22 protein-coding genes, 1 tRNA gene and 2 riboswitches are annotated in these 20346 nt (G+C 49.7%); of the genes, 13 read left to right on the forward strand and 10 right to left on the reverse strand.

Annotated elements, in window-relative coordinates; all coding sequences use genetic code 11:
- Positions 1 to 19: 19 nt before the first annotated feature.
- The 8 genes from PRIO_RS00400 to PRIO_RS00435 all read left to right on the forward strand — a co-directional run bounded on the left by PRIO_RS00400 (position 20) and on the right by PRIO_RS00435 (position 6422).
- Positions 20 to 1378, forward strand: a complete 1359-nt coding sequence (locus PRIO_RS00400) for a D-alanyl-D-alanine carboxypeptidase family protein (RefSeq protein ID WP_046506226.1) — start codon at positions 20 to 22, stop codon at positions 1376 to 1378.
- Between the two features lie 111 nt (positions 1379 to 1489).
- On the forward strand, positions 1490 to 2371 hold the full coding sequence (gene pdxS / locus PRIO_RS00405; RefSeq protein WP_039832652.1) for a pyridoxal 5'-phosphate synthase lyase subunit PdxS: 882 nt from the start codon (positions 1490 to 1492) through the stop codon (positions 2369 to 2371).
- 21 nt (positions 2372 to 2392) lie between these two features.
- Positions 2393 to 2977: a pyridoxal 5'-phosphate synthase glutaminase subunit PdxT gene (pdxT, locus tag PRIO_RS00410; protein WP_020426078.1), complete on the forward strand. Its 585-nt coding sequence runs from the start codon at positions 2393 to 2395 to the stop codon at positions 2975 to 2977.
- An 85-nt stretch (positions 2978 to 3062) separates the two neighbouring features.
- Positions 3063 to 4352 (forward strand): serine--tRNA ligase, encoded by a 1290-nt coding sequence (serS, locus tag PRIO_RS00415; RefSeq protein ID WP_020426077.1) that lies wholly within the window; start codon positions 3063 to 3065, stop codon positions 4350 to 4352.
- 64 nt (positions 4353 to 4416) lie between these two features.
- Positions 4417 to 4505: transfer RNA gene (locus tag PRIO_RS00420), tRNA-Ser, on the forward strand.
- A 208-nt stretch (positions 4506 to 4713) separates the two neighbouring features.
- Complete coding sequence (locus PRIO_RS00425) at positions 4714 to 5055, forward strand: hypothetical protein (RefSeq protein WP_020428196.1); 342 nt, start codon at positions 4714 to 4716, stop codon at positions 5053 to 5055.
- 15 nt (positions 5056 to 5070) lie between these two features.
- A complete protein-coding gene (locus PRIO_RS00430) occupies positions 5071 to 5223 on the forward strand; it encodes a small acid-soluble spore protein P (protein ID WP_020428195.1) in 153 nt (50 codons plus the stop codon).
- Positions 5224 to 5324: 101 nt separating this feature from the next.
- Positions 5325 to 6422 (forward strand): DUF6612 family protein, encoded by a 1098-nt coding sequence (locus tag PRIO_RS00435; RefSeq protein ID WP_046500821.1) that lies wholly within the window; start codon positions 5325 to 5327, stop codon positions 6420 to 6422.
- 111 nt (positions 6423 to 6533) lie between these two features.
- On the opposite strand, the gene PRIO_RS00440 is transcribed toward PRIO_RS00435, so the two are convergent.
- Both PRIO_RS00440 and tadA read right to left on the reverse strand, forming a co-directional pair.
- On the reverse strand, positions 6534 to 7097 hold the full coding sequence (locus PRIO_RS00440) for a GNAT family N-acetyltransferase (protein WP_020425628.1): 564 nt from the start codon (positions 7095 to 7097) through the stop codon (positions 6534 to 6536).
- Positions 7098 to 7108: 11 nt separating this feature from the next.
- Positions 7109 to 7615 carry a tRNA adenosine(34) deaminase TadA gene (tadA, locus tag PRIO_RS00445; RefSeq protein ID WP_020425629.1) on the reverse strand — a complete coding sequence of 169 codons (507 nt, stop codon included), beginning with the start codon at positions 7613 to 7615 and terminating at the stop codon, positions 7109 to 7111.
- A 304-nt stretch (positions 7616 to 7919) separates the two neighbouring features.
- Here tadA and PRIO_RS00450 point away from each other — a divergent pair, with 304 nt between their 5' ends.
- Both PRIO_RS00450 and rluF read left to right on the forward strand, forming a co-directional pair.
- A complete protein-coding gene (locus tag PRIO_RS00450) occupies positions 7920 to 10235 on the forward strand; it encodes an ATP-binding protein (RefSeq protein ID WP_020425630.1) in 2316 nt (771 codons plus the stop codon).
- Between the two features lies 1 nt (position 10236).
- Positions 10237 to 10938, forward strand: a complete 702-nt coding sequence (gene rluF / locus PRIO_RS00455; protein ID WP_039785048.1) for a 23S rRNA pseudouridine(2604) synthase RluF — start codon at positions 10237 to 10239, stop codon at positions 10936 to 10938.
- Positions 10939 to 11032: 94 nt separating this feature from the next.
- Here the strand turns inward: rluF and motB are convergent, their stop codons facing one another.
- Together motB and motA are read right to left on the reverse strand one after the other, a co-directional pair.
- On the reverse strand, positions 11033 to 11845 hold the full coding sequence (gene motB / locus PRIO_RS00460) for a flagellar motor protein MotB (RefSeq protein ID WP_020425632.1): 813 nt from the start codon (positions 11843 to 11845) through the stop codon (positions 11033 to 11035).
- Positions 11829 to 12629 carry a flagellar motor stator protein MotA gene (motA, locus tag PRIO_RS00465; RefSeq protein ID WP_020425633.1) on the reverse strand — a complete coding sequence of 267 codons (801 nt, stop codon included), beginning with the start codon at positions 12627 to 12629 and terminating at the stop codon, positions 11829 to 11831. The genes motB and motA overlap by 17 nt, the downstream gene beginning before the upstream one ends.
- Before the next feature lie 201 nt (positions 12630 to 12830).
- Here motA and PRIO_RS00470 point away from each other — a divergent pair, with 201 nt between their 5' ends.
- Together PRIO_RS00470 and PRIO_RS00475 are read left to right on the forward strand one after the other, a co-directional pair.
- Positions 12831 to 13124, forward strand: coding sequence for a hypothetical protein (locus PRIO_RS00470; RefSeq protein ID WP_039785052.1), 294 nt, complete (start codon positions 12831 to 12833; stop codon positions 13122 to 13124).
- A 232-nt stretch (positions 13125 to 13356) separates the two neighbouring features.
- Positions 13357 to 13644 (forward strand): 4a-hydroxytetrahydrobiopterin dehydratase, encoded by a 288-nt coding sequence (locus tag PRIO_RS00475; protein WP_020425635.1) that lies wholly within the window; start codon positions 13357 to 13359, stop codon positions 13642 to 13644.
- A gap of 129 nt (positions 13645 to 13773) precedes the next feature.
- Here the strand turns inward: PRIO_RS00475 and PRIO_RS00480 are convergent, their stop codons facing one another.
- The 6 genes from PRIO_RS00480 to PRIO_RS00505 all read right to left on the reverse strand — a co-directional run bounded on the left by PRIO_RS00480 (position 13774) and on the right by PRIO_RS00505 (position 19689).
- The gene (locus PRIO_RS00480) at positions 13774 to 14130 is read right to left on the reverse strand and encodes a c-type cytochrome (RefSeq protein ID WP_020425636.1); all 357 of its coding nucleotides are present in this window, start codon (positions 14128 to 14130) and stop codon (positions 13774 to 13776) included.
- 95 nt (positions 14131 to 14225) lie between these two features.
- Positions 14226 to 14711: a GNAT family N-acetyltransferase gene (locus tag PRIO_RS00485; protein ID WP_020425637.1), complete on the reverse strand. Its 486-nt coding sequence runs from the start codon at positions 14709 to 14711 to the stop codon at positions 14226 to 14228.
- 258 nt (positions 14712 to 14969) lie between these two features.
- Positions 14970 to 15461, reverse strand: a complete 492-nt coding sequence (locus tag PRIO_RS00490) for a C40 family peptidase (protein WP_020425639.1) — start codon at positions 15459 to 15461, stop codon at positions 14970 to 14972.
- A gap of 5 nt (positions 15462 to 15466) precedes the next feature.
- Positions 15467 to 15609, reverse strand: a riboswitch (cyclic di-AMP (ydaO/yuaA leader).
- 385 nt (positions 15610 to 15994) lie between these two features.
- On the reverse strand, positions 15995 to 16423 hold the full coding sequence (locus tag PRIO_RS00495) for a C40 family peptidase (RefSeq protein ID WP_046506230.1): 429 nt from the start codon (positions 16421 to 16423) through the stop codon (positions 15995 to 15997).
- A 57-nt stretch (positions 16424 to 16480) separates the two neighbouring features.
- Positions 16481 to 16618, reverse strand: a riboswitch (cyclic di-AMP (ydaO/yuaA leader).
- A 219-nt stretch (positions 16619 to 16837) separates the two neighbouring features.
- A complete protein-coding gene (locus tag PRIO_RS00500) occupies positions 16838 to 17632 on the reverse strand; it encodes a hypothetical protein (RefSeq protein ID WP_020425641.1) in 795 nt (264 codons plus the stop codon).
- A 44-nt stretch (positions 17633 to 17676) separates the two neighbouring features.
- A complete protein-coding gene (locus PRIO_RS00505; RefSeq protein WP_020425642.1) occupies positions 17677 to 19689 on the reverse strand; it encodes a M1 family metallopeptidase in 2013 nt (670 codons plus the stop codon).
- A gap of 104 nt (positions 19690 to 19793) precedes the next feature.
- Between PRIO_RS00505 and PRIO_RS00510 the strand changes: the two genes are divergently transcribed.
- Positions 19794 to 20300 carry a YwhD family protein gene (locus PRIO_RS00510; RefSeq protein WP_020425643.1) on the forward strand — a complete coding sequence of 169 codons (507 nt, stop codon included), beginning with the start codon at positions 19794 to 19796 and terminating at the stop codon, positions 20298 to 20300.
- The last annotated feature ends 46 nt before the right edge of the window (positions 20301 to 20346 follow it).

A 20346-nucleotide genomic window follows, 5' to 3' on the forward strand; every position in this document is an offset into this window, starting at 1 on the left:
CAGCGGTAAGCAATTTGTAATGAAGACAGCGACAGTAGGTCTGCTTTTAAATATCCTCGCTTCTCCCGTAAATTCCGCGCTGGCTGATGCGGTGAAGACACCGGCAACCACAGAATCAGGCACAGCAGCTACCAATAAAACAAAGGCCAAAGCAACTGCAGCCAAGATTCCTTCGGTAGAGTCGTTGGGATTGAAACTGAGATCTGCCGTTCTGCTGGAGCCTACCACCGGTGAGGTGCTCTTGTCGCTAAATGCAGATGTGCCCCTGCCACCGGCAAGCATGACCAAAATGATGACCGAGTACCTCGTCACCGAAGCCGTTAACAAAGGCCAGTTATCATGGGATCAGAAAGTCGTGGTACAGGAGAATGCGTCCAAGCAGATTGGTTCGCGTATTTTTCTGGCACAAGGTGACGAACACACAGTCAAAGAGCTATACATAGCCATGGCGGTAGGCTCTGCAAATGATGCTACGGTAGCTTTGGCAGAAGAGGTTGCCGGATCTGAGCAGGAGTTCGTTGCTATGATGAACGAAACTGCTCAGAAGATGGGAATGAAGACGGCCTATTTCATCAATTCCACCGGCTTGAACCGGGCGGATATGCCTGCAAAGTTCCAGCCTGACACAGATCGTGAAACGGTAATGTCCGCTATGGATGCGGCCATTCTCGCCAAACATATTGTCACCGACCATCCGGATTTCACAGATTTTACGACCATTCAGTCCTACAAATTCCGTGATCGCGATAAAGCGCCGATGATTAACTATAACTGGATGCTGGAAGCGAACAAGAATGTTACCAACTTCAAAGCTTACGCTTATCCGGGGCTTGATGGTTTGAAGACTGGACATACTAATGACGCTGGCAACTGCTTCACCGGTACTGCTGTACGGGATGGCATGCGGCTGATTAGTGTTGTAATGGGGGCAGATTCGGAGCCGCACCGGTTCACGGAAACGAAGAAGGTGCTTGATTTTGGCTTCAATAATTTTGAGGTTAAGCAGGTTGTAGCGCCTAAGGCTGTCATTGCAGGCAACGAAACCGTTCCTGTGTTAAAAGGCAAAAACAAAACTGTCCCTGTTGTGACGGATGCCGGCGTTACTTTTATCGTGCCTAAGGGTACTGCATCCCCACAGATCAAAACCGCTGTGGTCATCAATGATCCGGCAACGTTGGTTGCACCGATTGCCGGAGCCAGCAAGGTGGGCAAAGTGACTTACTCCTACCAGGTAGAAGGTATTACTCAAGTTCAAGAGAAGACCGTTAACCTGATTACAGCTGAAGAAGCGGAGAAGGCAGGCTGGTTCAAGCTGCTGATGAGAGCAATTGGAGAGTTTTTTGGCGATCTGTTTAAAGGAATTAAGAACTTGTTCTAACGGCTGAAACATACCGTTACAGGAGGAATTCCGAGTAAATAGATTGTATATATAGCTGTCTTGCGGTAAAATGATATGTTAAATTAAGTAGTTTATTCGGGAGGCTTGGTCATGGAAACAGGAACATCGCGAGTAAAAAGAGGCATGGCAGAAATGCAAAAAGGCGGCGTCATTATGGACGTCATGAATGCAGAACAGGCAAAAATTGCTGAGGCTGCGGGAGCAGTAGCCGTTATGGCTCTGGAACGCGTCCCTTCTGATATTCGTGCAGCAGGCGGAGTGGCCCGGATGGCCGACCCTACCATTGTGGAAGAGGTTATCAAGGTAGTAAGCATCCCCGTGATGGCCAAAGCCCGTATCGGACATTATGTAGAAGCGAAGGTTCTGGAATCCCTCGGTGTGGATTATTTGGATGAGAGTGAAGTGCTGACTCCCGCTGATGAAGTGTTCCATATTAACAAGCGTGAATTTACTGTTCCGTTTGTATGTGGAGCCAAAGATCTGGGCGAAGCTCTACGCCGCATTAATGAAGGTGCATCCATGATCCGTACCAAAGGCGAGCCAGGAACCGGCAACATTGTTGAGGCTGTACGTCATATGCGCTATATTAACAGCCAGATCCGTAAAGTAACCAATCTTTCATTGGACGAGCTCTATAATGAAGCCAAGACTCTCGGTGTTCCCTACGATTTGCTTCTTGAAGTTCATGAATTGGGAAAACTGCCGGTAGTTAACTTTGCTGCAGGCGGTGTGGCAACTCCGGCTGATGCTGCTTTGATGATGCATCTGGGAGCGGATGGTGTTTTTGTGGGCTCCGGTATTTTCAAATCCGATAATCCTGAGAAGTTTGCCCGTGCAATCGTTGAGGCTACTACTCACTTCACGGACTATAAATTGATTGCTGAAGTATCCAAGAACCTCGGTACCCCGATGAAGGGGATCGATATTGCCTCATTGTCGCCGGCAGAACGCATGTCGGAGCGCGGCCGTTAATGTAGAGAGAAGGTTGTTCCGATGAAGATAGGGGTGCTGGCGCTTCAAGGCGCAGTAACAGAGCATATTGTTAGTATAGAAAAGACCGGGGCGCAAGGCCTGCCCATTAAACGCGCAGAGCAGCTGGAAGAGATCGAGGGATTGATCATTCCGGGCGGTGAGAGCACGACGATTGGCAAGCTCATGCGCAAATATGGCTTTATTGAGGCGATTCGTGATTTTGCCGGCCGGGGTAAGCCTGTTTTTGGAACATGCGCCGGAATGATCGTACTGGCTAAGCGTATTGATGGCGGCGAGCCCGCACATTTAGAGCTGATGGACATTACAGTTGCCCGGAATGCCTTTGGACGCCAGCGCGAAAGTTTTGAATGTGATCTGGATGTCAAAGGGATCGACGAGCCGGTACGTGCTGTCTTTATTCGTGCGCCGCTCATTACAGAGGTTGGACCGGATGTGGATGTACTCACGGTCTATAAGGATGAGATTGTGACTGCCCGACAGGGGAATTTGCTTGTATCCTCTTTTCATCCGGAGTTGACAGATGATTATAGGCTGCACCAATACTTTGCTGACATGGTAGAGCATAGCGCAGCAGCCAATCAATAGAACTGCATATAAGAACATTCCGACTCTTTCAAGGCTGTGAACAGCATATTGAAAGGGTTTGGGCTGTTTTCAGGAGGGAAACTTTGTGCTGGATGTAAAGATATTGCGCAGTGATTATGCCAGAGTAGAAGAAGCATTGAATAAGAGAGGTAAATCGCTTGAATTGATTGCCGGATTTCCCCAGCTGGATCTGCGCCGCCGTGAGCTGCTGCAGGAAACGGAGGGGCTGAAGAACCGCCGTAATACTGTATCTGGTGAAGTGGCGAAAAAGAAGAAGAACGGTGAGCCTGCGGATGATCTAATTGCTGAGATGCGCACCGTATCTGACCGGATTAAAGAGCTGGACGATGAAGTAAGAGAGCTGGAGACCCGTATTGAGGAATTAACCATGAACATTCCTAATATCCCTCATGAATCGGTGCCCGTAGGCAAGTCCGAGGAAGAGAATGTGGAAATCCGCCGGTGGTCGCAGCCGCGTGAGTTTGGATTTACACCGAAGTCGCATTGGGAGCTGGCACAGCAGCTGGATATCATTGACTTTGAAGCCGCTGCCAAGGTCACAGGCTCTCGTTTTGCTTTTTACAAGGGGCTTGGAGCGCGTCTGGAACGTGCACTGATCAACTTCATGATGGATCTTCACAGCGGGGAACATAATTATGAGGAGATGCTGCCGCCTTATATTGTTAATAAGGACAGCCTATACGGTACCGGCCAGCTTCCTAAGTTCGAGGAGGATCTCTTCAAGCTGCGGGATACCGAATATTATCTGATACCTACTGCTGAGGTTCCAGTGACGAATTACTACCGGGAGGAAATTCTGACGGCTGCAGATTTGCCGAAGTATCATGTGGCCTACAGCTCTTGTTTCCGTTCTGAAGCAGGCTCGGCCGGCCGGGATACACGCGGGCTGATCCGCCAGCATCAGTTCAACAAGGTGGAACTGGTGAAGCTCACCACACCAGAAACCTCATATGAGGAACTGGAGAAGATGACGGCGGACGCTGAACGTGTGCTGCAGCTCCTGGAACTGCCATATCGCGTACTGGGCCTCTGTACGGGCGATATGGGCTTCACTTCTGCTAAGACGTACGATCTTGAGGTGTGGCTGCCAGAGAGCGGTATGTACCGTGAAATCTCCTCCTGCTCGAATACAGAGGACTTCCAGGCCAGACGGGCTAACATCCGGTACCGCAAGGAGCCTAAAGCTAAGCCGGAATTTGTCCATACACTGAATGGCTCCGCACTTGCTGTTGGCCGTACGGTAGCCGCTATTCTGGAGAATTATCAGCAGGAAGACGGTACAGTATTGATTCCTGCAGTACTGCAGCCGTATATGCGGAATGTGAAAGCGATCAGTCCGAAGGCTGCTCAATAATTATACTTGCGAAGGCTTGCTCTGTGTGGTATACTTTCTAATGCATGTGAAATTTTGATGCATTGGAGAGGTACCGAAGCGGTCATAACGGGGCGGTCTTGAAAACCGTTAGGGTGCAAGCCCACATGGGTTCGAATCCCATCCTCTCCGCCATTCCTTCAGAAATGAATTCAATACATGAAGATAGAAGCTGCCTTCCTTGGAAGGCGGCTTTTTTACATCTTCAGAAAGTATATATTGAGGTCCCTGGGCAAGGGTCCTTGCCTCACGGAGGAGGAGGAGCGGTCCGGGAACCGGTGCCGCCAAGTATAAAAACCTCCTTTTCTCCGCAATGTAATAGGGAAGGAGGCTGATAATAACGATGAACCGAGAATTACAGCTGGATCAGCAAAGTCTGGTGTCTGCTTGGCAGGAGCGTCTGCCTGCTTTAATGGAGGATGGAGACAGCTTTAGCGTACAGGGTGATGCAGCGGACCCTAGCAGTCTGCTGGTTCATTTTAATGCTGCCGGACGTCAGGCGTATTCCCTGGACTTTCGTTGTACTTATGTCGACAGCCGTGAGGTTGCAGTAAGTCTAATTGATGCCGAAGAAGCTGGACGCCAGACGGATGAACGCTCCGATGCAGTTCAGCTTTTGGCCCAGCGGTACACCAGACAGATTCATGAATGCGCCCAGGCGCTTCAAGACCTGACCAATCCCTAGGAGGCAAACCTACAAATGAGCAAACCCAAAAGCATGCCTGCGCCAGGTTCGGAAGATAACCATCAGGAGCGCCGGAAGGAACATAAGTTCTCCGGACCTGAACCGCTTTCCGGCTCCAAAAAGGTTAAGCAGGCTAACCATGTAGATCATCATAACCGTCAAGGCTGATTTTTTTAGAGTGATTTTAAGAAAGAAATGTTTCTCAAAATTGCCAAATGGTTTATCATAAGGGAGGGAAGAAATAGTTTACATGGGAGAGGAGATTTTTAATGAAGAGAAAATGGGGGTTGTCCGCTGCCGCACTGCTGCTAACCGCTGCAGTAATTTTACCCGGCTGCGCCAACAAGGAGCAAGCGCCTAAGGAGGCACTGAAATCTGCTGCGATCAAAGCGACCACTCTGAAATCGTATGAGATGAAGAGTAAGCTGGTGATTAATAATCTGGCTATAGATGCGCCGGCAAACGGCGAGTCGGATGGGTCAACAGCCCAGGTGCTCAGTATGCTGAAAAACGCCGATATCACTATTGACGGTGTTTATCAGGCAGATCCAATGCAGACCGAAATGACGATGGTACTCAATCTGAAGGGTGATATGACGATGTCCTTCACGATTCCAATGGTCATAACTAAGGAGAAGGTATATTTCAAAATACCGTCGATCCCATTCCTGCCGCTTCCGGAAACAGTGGTCGGCAAGTTTGTAGAGCTTGATCTGAAGGAGCTGGCTGAGCAGGGAGGAACCGAATGGAATCCTGGTTCTCTTGATACTCAGAAGATGCAGAAGCTCTCCAATGAGGTGCTTAACACATTGATGGGCGAGTATGATGATACAACATACTTCAAGAACATTAAGCCGAAGGACGCCGCTTTGCCCGAGGGTGTGGAAGCAGATCAGGTGGTTCAGTTCAACGTAACCAATGACAACGTCAAAGAGGCGCTTACGATTCTTGTAAATAATGCCTTGCCGAAGATTATCGATATCGTGAGCAAACCGGAATATAAGGATGTTCTGAAAATTGACGATGCCGACATGGCTAAATTCAAAGAAGAGCTGAATTCCAGTGATGCCCGCGCAGAATTCGATAAGGACTTGGCCGATTTAGGCAAATATCTGACCATCAACAAATTCAATCTGAATACAGCGATCAACAAAGATGATTTTCCGGTGTATCAGGATCTTCTGATGGACATTAAGGTGAACGATCCAGACAAGGGCGAGAATGTCAGCTTGTCCTTAACCGCCAGCAATCAATACAGTAAAATCAATGAAAAGCAGACCTTCACCATCGGCATTCCTCAGGGAGACGATGTTATTACGATGGATGAGCTGCAGCAGGAATTTGGAAGCATCGGCAGCTCCTACTAAGCAGGCAGTTTGAAATCAAAAATCCCGCATCTGTGCGAAGTCTTCGCGCTTGTGCGGGATTTTTTATGATATCCATAATAGGGGGAGAGCTTGTACCGGGGAAATTTGTCATTACTCCTGTGGCCGGACATCATCAGCGAGAATAGCGTAAGTGCGGTGATCCTGCCATTGTCCATTTATTTTAATAAAACGGCGGGCTATGCCCTCAGCCAGGAACCCGTTCTTCTCCAAGACCCGGCGGGAGCCGTGATTATGAAGCAGAATGGCGGCTTGCACTCTATGCAGGCCAAGGGAGCGGAAGGCGAACTTCAGGATAAGGCCTACGGCTGCGCTGGTGTATCCTTGTCCCTGCAGCGCATAATCAATGAAATAGCCTATATCCGCAAACTGTCCAACCCCACGTACTACATTAGAGATCGTAATCTGTCCAATCAGCATGCCATCAAGTAAAAATATACCGAACATGTAGCCCCGGTCCTCCAGGGAGTCCTCCACACGCTGAGCAATGAGCCGCTGCTGGCTCTCCAGTGTGAAGTAGTCCTCGTCCCGCAGCGGTTCAAAGGGTTGATGATGTTCTTTATTGCGCAGCCGCAGCCGGAGGAGTACATCAGCATCCTGGACCTGGAGCAGAGAAATATAAATGCCATGTGACGTGTCATATAACTTCTGATTCATGGGGGTTCTCCTTACTTTGAAGATTTCTTGCGCAGCTGCTGGAAAAAAGTGGTCAGCAGTCCAGCGCATTCCTGCTGCAATATACCTTGAATGACCTCGGTGCGGTGATTAAAGCGCGGTTCCTTCAGAAGATTCATGAGTGTGCCTGCACAGCCGGCTTTGGGATCCGGGGTGCCGAAGACCGTAAGCGGCACTCTGGACTGGACCATGGCCCCTGCACACATAGGGCAGGGCTCCAAGGTAACGTACAGGTGGCAATCCAGGAGACGCCACGAACCAAGCAAGGCACTGGCTTCACGAATCGCAACCATCTCCGCATGGGCGGTGGAATCCATCGTTGTCTCCCGCAGGTTATAGCCGCGGCCGATAATCTTTCCATCACGGACAACTACGGCTCCTATGGGAACCTCGCCTAAAGCTTCCGCTTTGCGGGCCTCCGCAATTGCTTCTTTCATCCAATATTCATGAACCGCCAATTCCTCAGAGGACAGTTCATCATTTATACTGTTCAAGCTCATCTTCCCTTCTGTAAATGCCCCTTGTGCAACGAACAAATATTCGTTCTTAACAAATTGTGTACAACTCTGTGGATAAGGCTCGACTTATACACAAAATTGTGCACATCGCAATCTGATAAAATGTTTATATGTGTATAACCTGTGGATGGTTTCTTATCCATTGTAGAGAAAGTGTCTGCATAATTCAATATTTCCCGAAACAGCCAGCGAGAGTGAAATGTCTTTTCAAATGGGGAGGCAAAAGGTATGATAATGTTTGAATGCTCCGCTAGGATTTACCAGCGGTAAGAGGTGAAAATACAGCTTGTCCATAAAAACTAAGTTATCGGCAATCATTTTCGGATCGGTGCTCTTAATTCTGGCGCTTAATCTAACACTTAATCTTCATGCCGCCCGGAGCAACCTTCGCAATGAAAGTGTGAAGAATATGAAGATGGCCGCCAGACAGATTGCCGTTTCGGTCGAGCAGAGCAGCTATAGCTCTAATTATGTCCAGCATCAAATTGCCCAGAACCTCAGATTGACCGCTATTCTGGCTTCCAAAGAGCTTGATCCCGATATTAAGAATGTGAAGGACGCTCAACTGGTTGCGCTGGCCCACAAACTGGGAGTGTCTAATATTTCGCTCCTGGTCAAGACTGAGGATGATGTGGTTGTAGCCAGATCCTCAGATCCCGGTGAGATTGGTCTGTCTACCAAAGGTATGGGCTATTGGTACGTGGCATTTTTGGAGCTGTTTGCGGGTCAGGAGGTTTCCGTTGAGCAGGGGCAGAGCTTTGAGCATTTTTGGTCAGGGCCCTTTGAATATTCTACCTCCAATCCGAAGTTTATCGAGAAGTGGGGATACTACTATGATCAAAAGAGCAATTACATTATAGATCCTTACATCCGCAGCACCGCCGTAAGTGATTATGTCAAGATTATGAATCCCGATGAGATTGTCCGCCAGTCCAAGGAGGTTAATCCGGGCATTCTGGAGGTCACAGGGATCAATCCCAAAACCTTTGGAGTATCCACTATGCTCCCGGATGGCAGTGATCCTACAAATCAGAAGCTGAGAAGCCGGGCGATTAAGTATGGCACATACATTTATGGCAATGTAGAAGAGGACAAGACGGCTGTTATGGAAGCTCTTAGCAGCGGCAGCCCTCTGACACTGGACACGCAGGCGCTGGGTAAAAGAGTGCTGAAAACCTTTATTCCTATTACGCAGCCGGGCGTGGAGGATTACGTCATCAGTGTAGTTATGGATTATTCGGTTATTTCCTCTGTAATCAAAGAGCAGCTGATCAATAATGTGACTACATCGATTATTCTGCTGGTAGTTTTTTTTGCGGCGAGCTATATCCTTGCGGGTATTGTTACCCGGCCGATTCAGCATATCCTGGCAAAAGTTAACGATGTGGCCCGGGGCAAATTTGAGCCTCCGCTTAAAGTGGATAGCCGTGATGAGCTGGGGCAGCTGGCACACCGTATCAATGCCATGACCTCCCATCTGCTGCAGCATACCAACCGGCTGGGACAGACGCTGGAAGAGAACCGCGCCGTCAAGGAACGGCTGGAATCGGTCATTAACGGCACTTCAGATGCCATTCATACCATGGACATGGACGGACGGATTCTCAGTACGAACCGGGCTTTCGAAGAGCTGTATGGCTGGAGTGCGGACGATGTGTCGGATAAGACGCCATACCTGGTGCCTGCCACGGCGCAGAAGCAGGAGGAAACCAGACTGAGGGAGCTGAAGAACGGAGCGGTTCTGCCGCCGCTGGAAACCATCAGGCTGAAGCGCGACGGCTCGCTCGTGGAAGTCAGCGTCAGCAGCTCGGTTATCCGTGACGAGGATGGCAATCCGCAGTCTTTTGTCCATGTCTCGCGTGATATGACGGAGCGCAACCGGATGGAGGAGCTGCTGAGACGCTCTGAGAAGCTGACTACGGTCGGCCAGCTTGCCGCCGGGGTTGCCCATGAGATCCGTAACCCGTTAACCACCCTGAGGGGATTTCTGCAGCTTCAACAGGAGAAGCAGATTCTGGTGCCGCTTCATATTGAACTTATGCTCTCGGAGCTGGAGCGGATTAACATGATCGTGAGTGAATTTTTGATCTTGGCCAAGCCGCAGGCCGTGCATTTTCAGCTTAGGGACGTCCGGCTCATTCTGGGTGATGTGATCTCTCTTCTGGACAGCCAGGCGCATCTGTTCGGCATTGAATTCGAGGCCCGGTTTTCCCAGCAGCCGGCAACGGTCCACTGTGAAGAAAACCAGCTGAAGCAGGTGTTTATCAACATTGTCAAAAATGCAATTGAGGCCATGCCTGACGGAGGCACAATTATACTGGAGCAACAAATCATTGACGGTACTGTAGTGATTGTCATCTCCGACGAGGGTGAAGGGGTTCCCGAGGAAATACTGCCGAAGTTAGGGGAGCCGTTCTTTACCAACAAGGAGACGGGAACGGGCCTTGGACTGATGGTCAGCCAGCGGATTATCCAATCCCATAAGGGGAGCCTGGAAATACACAGTGAATACGGGAGCGGTGCTCAGGTTACCATTAAACTGCCCGAAGCCGGAGAGCATACTCCCGGGCAGGCTATGAACGAAGAACGGAGTGAAGATTGAAGTGAGAATTAATAAATTCATCAGTGAGACAGGGTTCTGCTCACGGCGTGAAGCAGATAAGCTGGTGGAAGGCGGCAGAGTCACCATCAACGGAGAGCGTGCTGTGCTTGGCAGCCAGGCTGAGCCGGGTGATGATGTGCGCATAGACGGCAAACGCCTTGAAACGGGCAGCAAGGTTGTCTACATCGCGTTGAATAAGCCAGTGGGTATTACTTCTACGACAGAAGCACATATCCAGGGGAATATTGTCGATTTTGTCGGACATCATGAGCGGATATTCCCCATCGGCAGACTGGATAAAGATTCCGAGGGGTTAATCCTGCTGACCAATGACGGGGATATTGTTAACAAGATATTACGGGCTGAGGGCAAGCATGAGAAGGAATATATCGTAACTGTGGATCGGCCGGTTACTCCATCCTTTGTTACGGGGATGTCCAGCGGGGTCAAGATCCTGGGCAGCCGTACGCTTCCCTGTCAAGTGACTCGGATCAGTGAGCGGGTGTTCCGGATTATTCTGACGGAAGGCAAAAACCGGCAGATCCGCCGCATGTGTGCTGCTTTTGGTTATGAGGTCCGGCGGCTGCAGCGCATCAGGGTGATGAATATCCACCTGGGTTCCCTGCAGACCGGGGAATGGCGTGAGCTGACTGCCCCGGAGAAGATGGAGCTGGGAGCTATGCTGAACTATCAGCTGCAATAACGGCGTCAACGGACACTATAAGATGAACGTAAAAAGAGCTGTTCTGAGGAGCGTTTAGACGCTTCAGAGCAGCTCTTTATTTTTGTCCAAATCTTTAATTGCTGGGTGTAACTGGTGTAGTTTCGGTTACGTCCTGATATTTGCGAAGGATGGAGACTTCCACACGCCGGTTTTTCGCGCGTCCGGCTGCCGTAGAATTGTCAGCGACCGGATGATATTCCCCATACCCGATAGGACTGAACTTAACCGGGTCCAGATAGGGGTTCAGCAGCAGAATTTTCATGAATTGCAGCGCACGGGCGACACTGAGATCCCAGTTGGAGGGATACTCGCTATTGGAGATTGGGATATTATCCGTGTGGCCCTCTACCAGAACTTCATAATTCGGAAATTGCTGCAGCATGGTGGAGATGGATTTGGCCAGCTGACGGGATTCATCCTTAACTACAGCTTGTCCTGAGGAGAACAAGGCGTTATCGCTGATGGTGATGGTCAGCTGGGATTGATTCAGCTTGGTGCTGAGCAAATCGGTCAGACCGTTGTTCTTAATATACTGGTCAAATTGTTTCTTCAGCTTCTCGAGCTCCTCCTGTTCCTTCTGGCGGAGCTTGGCGATATCGGCTTTGCCGGTATTAGGAGCAACGACACTGTTCATTTTATCTTCTTTGCCCTGATCCAGCTGAGTATTTGTGGGGGCATCAGACCGGTATTCCAGCACTCCAGACCCGCCATTCAGTGCCGAACTGAAGGCCTGTGCCATTTCTTCAAATTTTTTGGCATCTGTTGCACTCATGGCGTACATAACGAGGAACAGAGCAACCAGCAGCGTCATTAAGTCAGAATAGGGCAGCAGCCAGGATTCGTCGGCATGCTCTTCGTGCTCCTCATGTCTAGTCTTTTTGCTCACTGGAAGCCCCCTCCTTGTCACTCAGCTTTGCACGTTCCAACGGAGTGAGGAAGACGGACAGCTTCTGGTTGATGGCGATTGTGGATACCCCGGACTGAATGGACAACAATCCTTCCACCATCATCAGCCTAACCTCAATTTCCCGCTTGGACAGCCGCTTCAGCTTATTCGAAATGGGATGCCAGAGCACGTAACCTGTAAAGATACCGACCAGTGTAGCGATGAAGGCTGCGCCGATAGCGTGAGCCAGTTTTTCCATGGCACTCATATCCGATAGTGCGGCAATCAGCCCGATAACGGCCCCGAGTACCCCCAGCGTTGGAGCGTACATGCCGGCTTGGGAGAAAATAAGCGCTCCGGCTTTATGTCTATCTTCAGTAGCGTGAATATCTTCCATTAATACATCCCGGACAAATTCCTGATCGTTACCGTCGATAATCATCCGCATGCCGTTTCGGAGAAAGTTATCCTCGATTTCATCGACCTTGGATTCCAGGGCAAGCAGACCTTCGCGGCGGGTGATGGAAGCCCACTCCATGAACATGGTAATGAGTTCCGATTTGCTGACCATTTTTTGCTTTACAAAGATTAACTTAAACAGCTTAGGGATTTTTTTGACTTCCGAGAACGGGAAAGCCATGAATATGGATGCGGCTGTACCCAGGAGGATAATTACATAAGCGGCGGGAGCATTTAAGGCATGCAGTGGAGCACCCTTAAGAAACATCCCCCATACTATTGTAACCAGACCAAAAATCAAACCGATTATTGTTGAAATTTCCATTTATGCACCTCGTCCATGAGAATTAAGAAGTGGTCCGACTGTACCGCGTGTATCATCCATGAACAGCGGTGGGGCATCTGCCTGACCAATCACGTATATTCTTATTTATCGACAGCATTCCCTTTTTTGTGAAGTCATTTTTTCGGCTATAATGAGTAGGGTAGGATATTATTCATCTGTGGAGAAAACGGAGTGATTGATGTGGGTGTGAAGCACGGCAGGGATTACAGTGAAATTCTGAGTGAGCTGACGGAAGCGGTAGGGAGAATTTCCGACGGGTATGTATTTTTTGAAATGGAGCCTGATGAGTGGCAGGGATTGCCTCAGGAGTCGAAGCTGGAAGTCTGGGAAGCACTTGCTGAGGATCTGTTCTACGCCCTGGGCAATGAGCCGGTGATCGAGGTGGGCAGCGGAGTTGTGATCTATGACAAGGAGACACACCGGATCAATATTTTGCTTGGCGAAGAGGATCTGGCTTCAGTCCTTCTGGTCTAGGGGACAGGCAGGTGCCGGAGGGCGGTTTGCCCGCAGCCTGCGCCACGTGGTAAAATTGATGAAGCCGAGTACTATTTGCTGGGATTTGTGAATACATTAAACCAAAAAAACCTCATCCTGGCGCATCCCTTGGACTTTCTATAAGCTGAGGGATGTTTTGTTTCAGGCAACAACGCCACTGGTAATAGAGCTGCAAGGCTTTTGCTGTTAATTTAGTAAGGGAGGAAGAACATTGCAATTTACGGAAGAGGAGCTGCGGGAGCAGGTGAGCAAGCTGGAAGGATGGAAGCTGGAGCAGAATACTCTGGTGCGCAAATACATGTTCAATGAATACATGAAGGGGATTGCTTTTGTGGATGAGGTGGCCGCCATATCGGAAGCATTCGAGCATCATCCGCATATTACAGTCGATTATAAAACGGTCTTTCTCCGCCTGTCTGCGGCAGAAGAAGAGGGGCTTACCACGTTGGATATCCGGCAGGCCCATGAATTTAACGAGGCCTTTGAGAAGAACCGTTAACCCAAGCCCGATCGAATCGGTCCGAATGAGAGTTCATTATAACCCTTATATAAAAAATGCCCTGCATAGGATCAGCATCATCCTTGCACGGGCATTTTGTGCTCATTCTTCTGTGAAGTGTAAGTGAAGCTACTTCTTCTCTGCAAGCCACATGGCTACATTAGCGATCTCCTCCGGGGCCAGCTTATCCTTGAAGGAAGGCATTTGTCCGCGGCCCTTAGTCACAATGGTAAAGATCTCCTCAGCATCATGCTTGCCGCCTTCCTGCTGCAGGCTGGGTCCTACACCACCCTGGAGCTGATCCCCATGGCAGGTAATGCAATTAGCCTTCACAGTGGCCTCAGCCCCCGCCGCATCCAGCTGTACTTCCGGCATAGTTGGCTTGTTCTCCTCAGCGACTTCGGCTTTGCCCGGCAAAGTAAACATTAAGACTACCGCAAAGGCACAGGCGGCAAAAAATAAACCGCTCATGATCCATTTCTGCATCTGTATCCGTCCCCTCCATGTAAGCTGCTGTCTACATTATACAAGAAGGTAAAGCGTTATCATAGGGTTTGTAACAAATAATCGGCTGATTTGTGCTATTTATCATAGACCATACAATAAAAAGGCTTATCGCCCGTGGGAGTCCGGCGTTCATAGGTATCTGTAATGGTAAATCCGCTTTTTTGATAAGCGCGTATGGCCCGTTGGTTCCACGTCAGCACCTCCAGATCAATTTCGCGGTCCGGATAACGTTTCAGAGCCTCCTTGACGACAGCATTCATGAACAGATGCCCCATGCCATGTCCGCACAGATCAGGCCGCATACCGACTCCAAGCCGGACTACGCCTTCCATTGGGAAGAACTGCGCGAAGCCGCAGAGCGTGCCCTGACCGTTCACCACCGAGACATATTGCTCACTTCGAAGCCGGGGATCACCGAACTCAACGCCCAAAGCCTCCATCTGCTCCCAGGACATCCAGCCGTAAATATTATACGGAGGCTTATAAACCCATTGGCATATTTTGGCAGCGTGGGCAACATCCATAGGAACACTGTAAAAGGTTGCGGGGGAACTAATCATCAGGTATCGGCCTCCCATCCAAAGTGAAGCGTTATATCTTTAATTATATACATAACCACCCTTTTGGAGCGAATAAACTTTAAGAGGAAGTGAAGCCTTGACAATTGCGGAATATTATTTTGGAAAATAGCGAAAATTAGGGGTTTTTGTGTTTGGCAGATCATGAGCAGGGTAAATATTTCTTGTAGGCAAAAAAAGCCCCCTCCAGAATTTCGGCAAAAATCCTGGAGAAGAGCCTTTTGGAATTACAAGTGCTGTTTATTGCACATCGTCGTTGTCTTGGGAGTCGGAAGCTACATTCTGATAAGCATCTGTGCTCATAATTCGTTTGGCGCCAACGTAGCGGTTGACGTAGTAGCTGTCATTCAACGAGCTGACGGTTACACCGCGTTTAGAAGATGCATGTGCGAATTTGCCTTCACCGACATAAATGCCGACATGGGATACGCCGTTGCCGCTTGTATTGAAGAATACGAGATCGCCCGGTCTGATGTTATCACGCGATATAGCAGTTCCCATTTGGTATTGGGACCCGGACTGGTGAGGAAGGTTGATTCCGATTTTATCAAAAACATACATCGTAAACCCGGAGCAATCAAATCCGTTAGTCGATATTCCGCCGGATACGTATCTTGTTCCGATGGCTTTGTCGATAACCTGATCCATTTTGGAGTCTGCGAAAGCGCTTCCTGCTCCGATGGTAAGGATAATGGAAAAGCTCAGTAAGGCTGATGCCAGCTTCTTCTTCAAAAGTAAATACCCCTTCCAATTGCCTACGAGGTTAGCTTAAGGGTTCGGTTGAAGGTCCCCTATGACCCCTCTGTGAATAGGAGGTCAATTCACCCAAAATCGGTTCCCCCGTTTCCCTAATGATTAAGGAACTCGGCTCGACTGTTGATTAGGATTAGCTTGCGGATCAATACATGACAAAAAGTTTGTAAATTAACTTTGAATAATTACAAAAATGTTACTATCAACTCACTGCAGTAATTGTAACAAAGACAGAAGCTCTTGGCAATCATTTAAAGCATAATAATGCATATTTTTTCCGTGTGACGAGACAAAAATCTATTCTTGAGGGCCCATTTTACGCGCTGCGTAAGCTGTATGGGAGATTTTTTTGGAATATTTAGCAAAAAGGTGTTTCAAAGACCTCCAAAACGTGTAAAAGGGAGAATAAGGAAAAGGAAAAACCCGGAAATGATTACGGCAATAATCAGTCCGGGTTCGTATAAGTTACATTTAGTTGTTAGAGGCAGTAATATTGAGGGGAATAACGTTTATCAATCGTAGGCAACAGCCTGGTACGCTGTAGTGCTCATCACTCGTTTGGCGCCAACGTAGCGGTTGGCCCAGTAGGCTTGGCTCAGTGAAGTTATCGTAACGCCGCGTGAACTGGAGGATTGCGCGAATTTGCCATTACCGACATAAATGCCGACATGGGAAACTCCCGAACCAAAGGTGTTAAAGAAAACGAGGTCGCCTGAACGCAAGTTGTTGCGGGATACAGGGGTGCCAACGCTGAATTGAGCTTTGGAAGTGCGTGGCAGGGTAAGTCCGACATTTTTGAATACATACCTCGTGAATCCGGAGCAGTCGAAACCGCTGGTGCTGGTGCCCCCGAATTTATAGGTCGTTCCGATTGTTTTGGCGATAACTGTGTCCATTTTGGAGTCGGCGAAAGCGCTGCCAGCTCCAAATGTGAATACCATCACTAATCCAAGTGCTGCTGCGGTGCATTTCTTCTTGAAATTCTGACTTTTCAAATGATGTACTCCTTCCAAGGCCTGCGAGGTTAGCTTAAGGATTCGGTAGAAGGTCCCCTATGACCCCTCTAAAGCGAGATCAATTCACCCAAGATATGGTTCCCCCGCTTCCCGGTGCAGGGAATTTGGCGTTATATGCACCAGAAGAGCGTGTGTGACAAGCTTTAATGCTCAAGTTAAATGTGGTTTATAAGCTGTAACTTAAAGATTACAAATTTGTTACTAGTAGTACAGGCATCATTGTACCAGAGGATTTACAGTTTTGCAAATACTCTTTATCACTTTGTAACCCAAAAAAAGAGTCCCGCTCCCGGTAAGGAGTAGCGACTCTTTTATTATGCCGGTTAAGCGGCTCTATTATTACGGAAATGTTTTACTGCGCCAGAGATGATACTGGGCGGCGATTCCCCACATTTTGAACAGTGTAGTGGGCAGCGGAGAGAACTGGCGGAGCAGAAAGGCCGGCAATCCGGGACTAAGCAGCGCGGTTGCTCCGCAAATAAGCATCATCACCAGCCCGCATGCTCCCAGCACAAGGGAGAGTCCCACAGATGGAACAATGACCTTCAGGCACACCAGCAGGGATGGAAGTATTCCTGTACCGGCTGTATACCCGAACTGCATGTAGAGCAACAGCTTCCGGATGAAGAACAGATACACAAGCCATGCCAGGACGTAAGGAACCAGCTTCAGCAGCTGTCTGTAATCCAGAATGCCGCTTAGCAGCAGGTTGTACATTTTGGGAAAAAGCCAGTACAAGGGCAGGGCTGCCAGCACCCATTCTATAAGACTGAACAGCATCACCGGAAGCCCATACAGCCGCATGCCCGGAAAAAAGAACATTCCGCGCTCGCCCTTGCGCTCCTGATGCAGCTCGTGGAGCAGCCCTGCGCGGATGAAGGGGGAGACCAGCAATCTTGCTGCGCTCAGTGCCAGAAGCATCCAGAGCCAATGCTGAACCGCCGGGTCCGAACCCAGAGCGAATTGCCCCTCCACATAGTACAGCAGTCTGCCCAGCCCGCTGCCTCCCGCATGCTGGTCCGGGTAGCGCAGAAGCACGGGAACCACGGCGCTTTTGACAAACTTGTACATGAAATAGCCCCAGAAAAGCCGGTAAATAAATAACAGGATCAATATATATAATTGCTCTTTCATGCTGTGCCAGCCGCAACTTATCGATCTTTTCACAATCCTTCACCTCACCAGACAAGAGTGCCGAGCAGATTTTCAATCAGGTTGGTCATGCTGAGCGTCCAGCGTGAGAGCGTATCAGGCTCCAGTTCGGCGAGTCTGAAATTGTTCAGATGCTTGCTTTCCAGAAGAACGGAGTGCTCCGGATCAATCTCTGCCGACAGGAGCGGCGCTTTGTAGGACAGCTGAAATGTCGTTTGCTTGCTTTCCCCATTCCAATATCTTTGAACGGTATATCCGTCAGAGAAGGTAAACTTTACCGGCACATCCCCGTACCAGCTGCCTTTATTGCTTACGTTAACTGAAGATTCATAGCGGGAGTCTTCGTTGTCCGCCCCTGCTTTGCTGATAGTATTTGCAATATGATTTATAGCAAAATCAGGAGCGCCGCCACTGTATACATAATGATCGAAATACGTTTGCCATGATTTTTTAGTCACCTTTTCCACCGTCCTCTGGAAGTCCGCAGTTGACGGGTGACGGAAACGGTATTTGCGGGCATAAGCGGCCAAGATGGCATCCATCGTTTTGGTTCCGACCTGATGTTCAATGTCTTTCAGCACCAGCTTGCCCCTAATGTAGATGTTGCGGGTATAGGCATCATCTCCGGTGTATTTCCAAGTTTCCAGTGTAAGCGGCTGTGCGGAGGGCACCAGACTGGCCTGAAGCGGGAGGTTGGACGCCACCCCGTATTCCTGCTCCATTAGCCGGTCTTCCGCGTAGGAGGTGAAGCTCTCATCGAGCCAGGCCTCTTCAAATTCATTGCTGGCCACCATGCCGTAAAAAAACTGATGCCCGATTTCATGGATAATGGTCCGCTCCAGCTGGGTTCCCGGCACATTTTCAGATGCACTGGAGGCGGTTACCAGTGTGGGGTACTCCATCCCGCCTGCACCGCTTCCCTCTTTGGGCGGGACCACGATAGAAAGTGTGGAGTACGGATAAGGACCATACCATTTGCTGAATGTGTTCAGGGCAGCTTTGGCAGCCTGGAAATACCGTTCCTGCAAGTCCTTATGCAGCGGGTCCAGGTAGAGCTTGATCCTTACCCCGGGCACCTCCGATGACGAGAAGGCCTCCTCTGCAACCAGGAAGTCGGGGGAGGCAGCCCAGGCGAAGTCATGGACATCATCGGCATAGAACTTGTAGATTTTCTGGCCCTGCTTCAATTTGGCGGTCTTCACCGGAAAGCCGGTTGCCGCCACGGTGTAATTGGAGGGTACAGAAAGGGTAACATTATAGATCCCGAAATCGCTGTAGAATTCGGAGGTGCCGTGGTACTGATGCAGATTCCAGCCTTCCTGCTTCACGCCCCGGGTGCCGGCTGGCTCATAGACACTAATTTTGGGGAACCATTGTCCAGCCATTATAAAGTTACCTGAGACCCCCATACGCGCGAATATTTTGGGCAGTGCTACTGTAAATTTCAGCTTCAGTGTGACGCTTTCTCCCCCATTGACCGGCTGCGGGAGATGCACCTTGACCAGTGTTTTGTCATGCACGTTGCCATCATCAGGTTGTACATACTGCAGCCGCTGCATGAGCGAGATGCCGTCACTGGTCCGCAAATCCGTCAGGGTCATGCTGCCATAGCCATTTGCAGGCATGGTATCCCCGCGGAGCTTTCCCCCGGATTCCTTCATGAAGGTGGTATCTTTGGAGGCAAAGGCATTCGGATACAAGTGGAAGTAGAGGTCTTGTACCGGTTTTCGGCCGGGGTGGGTCCAGGTGACCGTCTCTGAAGCCGTCAGCGACCCCGTTGAGGGGAGCAGCTGCGCTTCAAGATGATATTCGGTCACCCGCTGGCTTAGGGCCTCCGATACGGGGAGCGGCCTGCTCTCAGGGAGAACGGGCTGTGGTGCTTTGATCTGTACGGCTGCGGGGGACTTGGCCTCTTTGGGAGCAGCCGCAGTCTGAACGGCCGGGTTATGCCCTGAAAGAGCCCAGATTCCACCTCCCAGAAGGGCGAGGGTGGCCAGGGCCGCAAAGATGAGGGTGTACCTAAATGACAATGGCTTCATACTGTGATTCCTCCCGTGACAAGCATCTACGGGATGTATATGTTTGCATTCGCCGCATTATTAGCTAAAATTAAATTATTAGTGAGAAGGAAGGATGTGCACTTGTGGATAACAACCAACCAGAGGGCAAAAAACCGATGGCTCTGAATATCGTGAATGCCAAAAGCAAGCATAAGGGATTCGGCGCAGGCTCCATCGATTTGAACAATGTATCGCCGGTCATTATTGACGGCGGTGAAGCCGTTATCGATATCGGTGCCATGCATGCCAAGAGCAAAGTGGAGAAGGGCATTAAATTCAGTCCGAACCGTGAAGATGTTCCGAACGGAAGACAGGTGTGGGTGGTATGGGTAGCTGTAGACCGTACGCCTGAAGGCCAGTCCTATGGCGGAGTCACAGCCTGCGAGATGTGGATTGACACCGAAGCCCGCAGAGGCTGGAAGATTCTTGCCGATCATGTGAACAAGCTCGATTCTGCCCTGAAGCGGAGAGTGATTCTGGAGGGGCTTGGTGCAGCGGACAAGGCTGCATTGAAGGCATTGCTGATTGCCCATAATGCGGAGTGGTGGGATGCTTCCACCGCTGAACTCAAAGCTGCGCTGTCAGAATAAGCGATAACCCGCCATTGTATGGCATAAGACTATTGAGTCTGCATCA

Origin of the sequence: Paenibacillus riograndensis SBR5 (assembly GCF_000981585.1) — a bacterium.
Lineage (GTDB): Bacteria > Bacillota > Bacilli > Paenibacillales > Paenibacillaceae > Paenibacillus_AQ > Paenibacillus_AQ riograndensis.

Bases quoted from the DNA above. Each gene is read 5' to 3' on its own strand.
- PRIO_RS00400 (WP_046506226.1), top strand. From the start codon at position 20: ATGAAGACAGCGACAGTAGGTCTGCTTTTAAATATCCTCGCTTCTCCC.
- pdxS (WP_039832652.1), top strand. From the start codon at position 1,490: ATGGAAACAGGAACATCGCGAGTAAAAAGAGGCATGGCAGAAATGCAA.
- pdxT (WP_020426078.1), top strand. From the start codon at position 2,393: ATGAAGATAGGGGTGCTGGCGCTTCAAGGCGCAGTAACAGAGCATATT.
- PRIO_RS00425 (WP_020428196.1), top strand. From the start codon at position 4,714: ATGAACCGAGAATTACAGCTGGATCAGCAAAGTCTGGTGTCTGCTTGG.
- PRIO_RS00430 (WP_020428195.1), top strand. From the start codon at position 5,071: ATGAGCAAACCCAAAAGCATGCCTGCGCCAGGTTCGGAAGATAACCAT.
- PRIO_RS00435 (WP_046500821.1), top strand. From the start codon at position 5,325: ATGAAGAGAAAATGGGGGTTGTCCGCTGCCGCACTGCTGCTAACCGCT.
- PRIO_RS00440 (WP_020425628.1), bottom strand. From the start codon at position 7,097: ATGAATCAGAAGTTATATGACACGTCACATGGCATTTATATTTCTCTG.
- tadA (WP_020425629.1), bottom strand. From the start codon at position 7,615: ATGAGCTTGAACAGTATAAATGATGAACTGTCCTCTGAGGAATTGGCG.
- motA (WP_020425633.1), bottom strand. From the start codon at position 12,629: ATGGAAATTTCAACAATAATCGGTTTGATTTTTGGTCTGGTTACAATA.
- PRIO_RS00480 (WP_020425636.1), bottom strand. From the start codon at position 14,130: ATGCAGAAATGGATCATGAGCGGTTTATTTTTTGCCGCCTGTGCCTTT.
- PRIO_RS00485 (WP_020425637.1), bottom strand. From the start codon at position 14,711: ATGATTAGTTCCCCCGCAACCTTTTACAGTGTTCCTATGGATGTTGCC.
- PRIO_RS00495 (WP_046506230.1), bottom strand. From the start codon at position 16,423: ATGGTATTCACATTTGGAGCTGGCAGCGCTTTCGCCGACTCCAAAATG.
- PRIO_RS00500 (WP_020425641.1), bottom strand. From the start codon at position 17,632: ATGAAAGAGCAATTATATATATTGATCCTGTTATTTATTTACCGGCTT.
- PRIO_RS00505 (WP_020425642.1), bottom strand. From the start codon at position 19,689: ATGAAGCCATTGTCATTTAGGTACACCCTCATCTTTGCGGCCCTGGCC.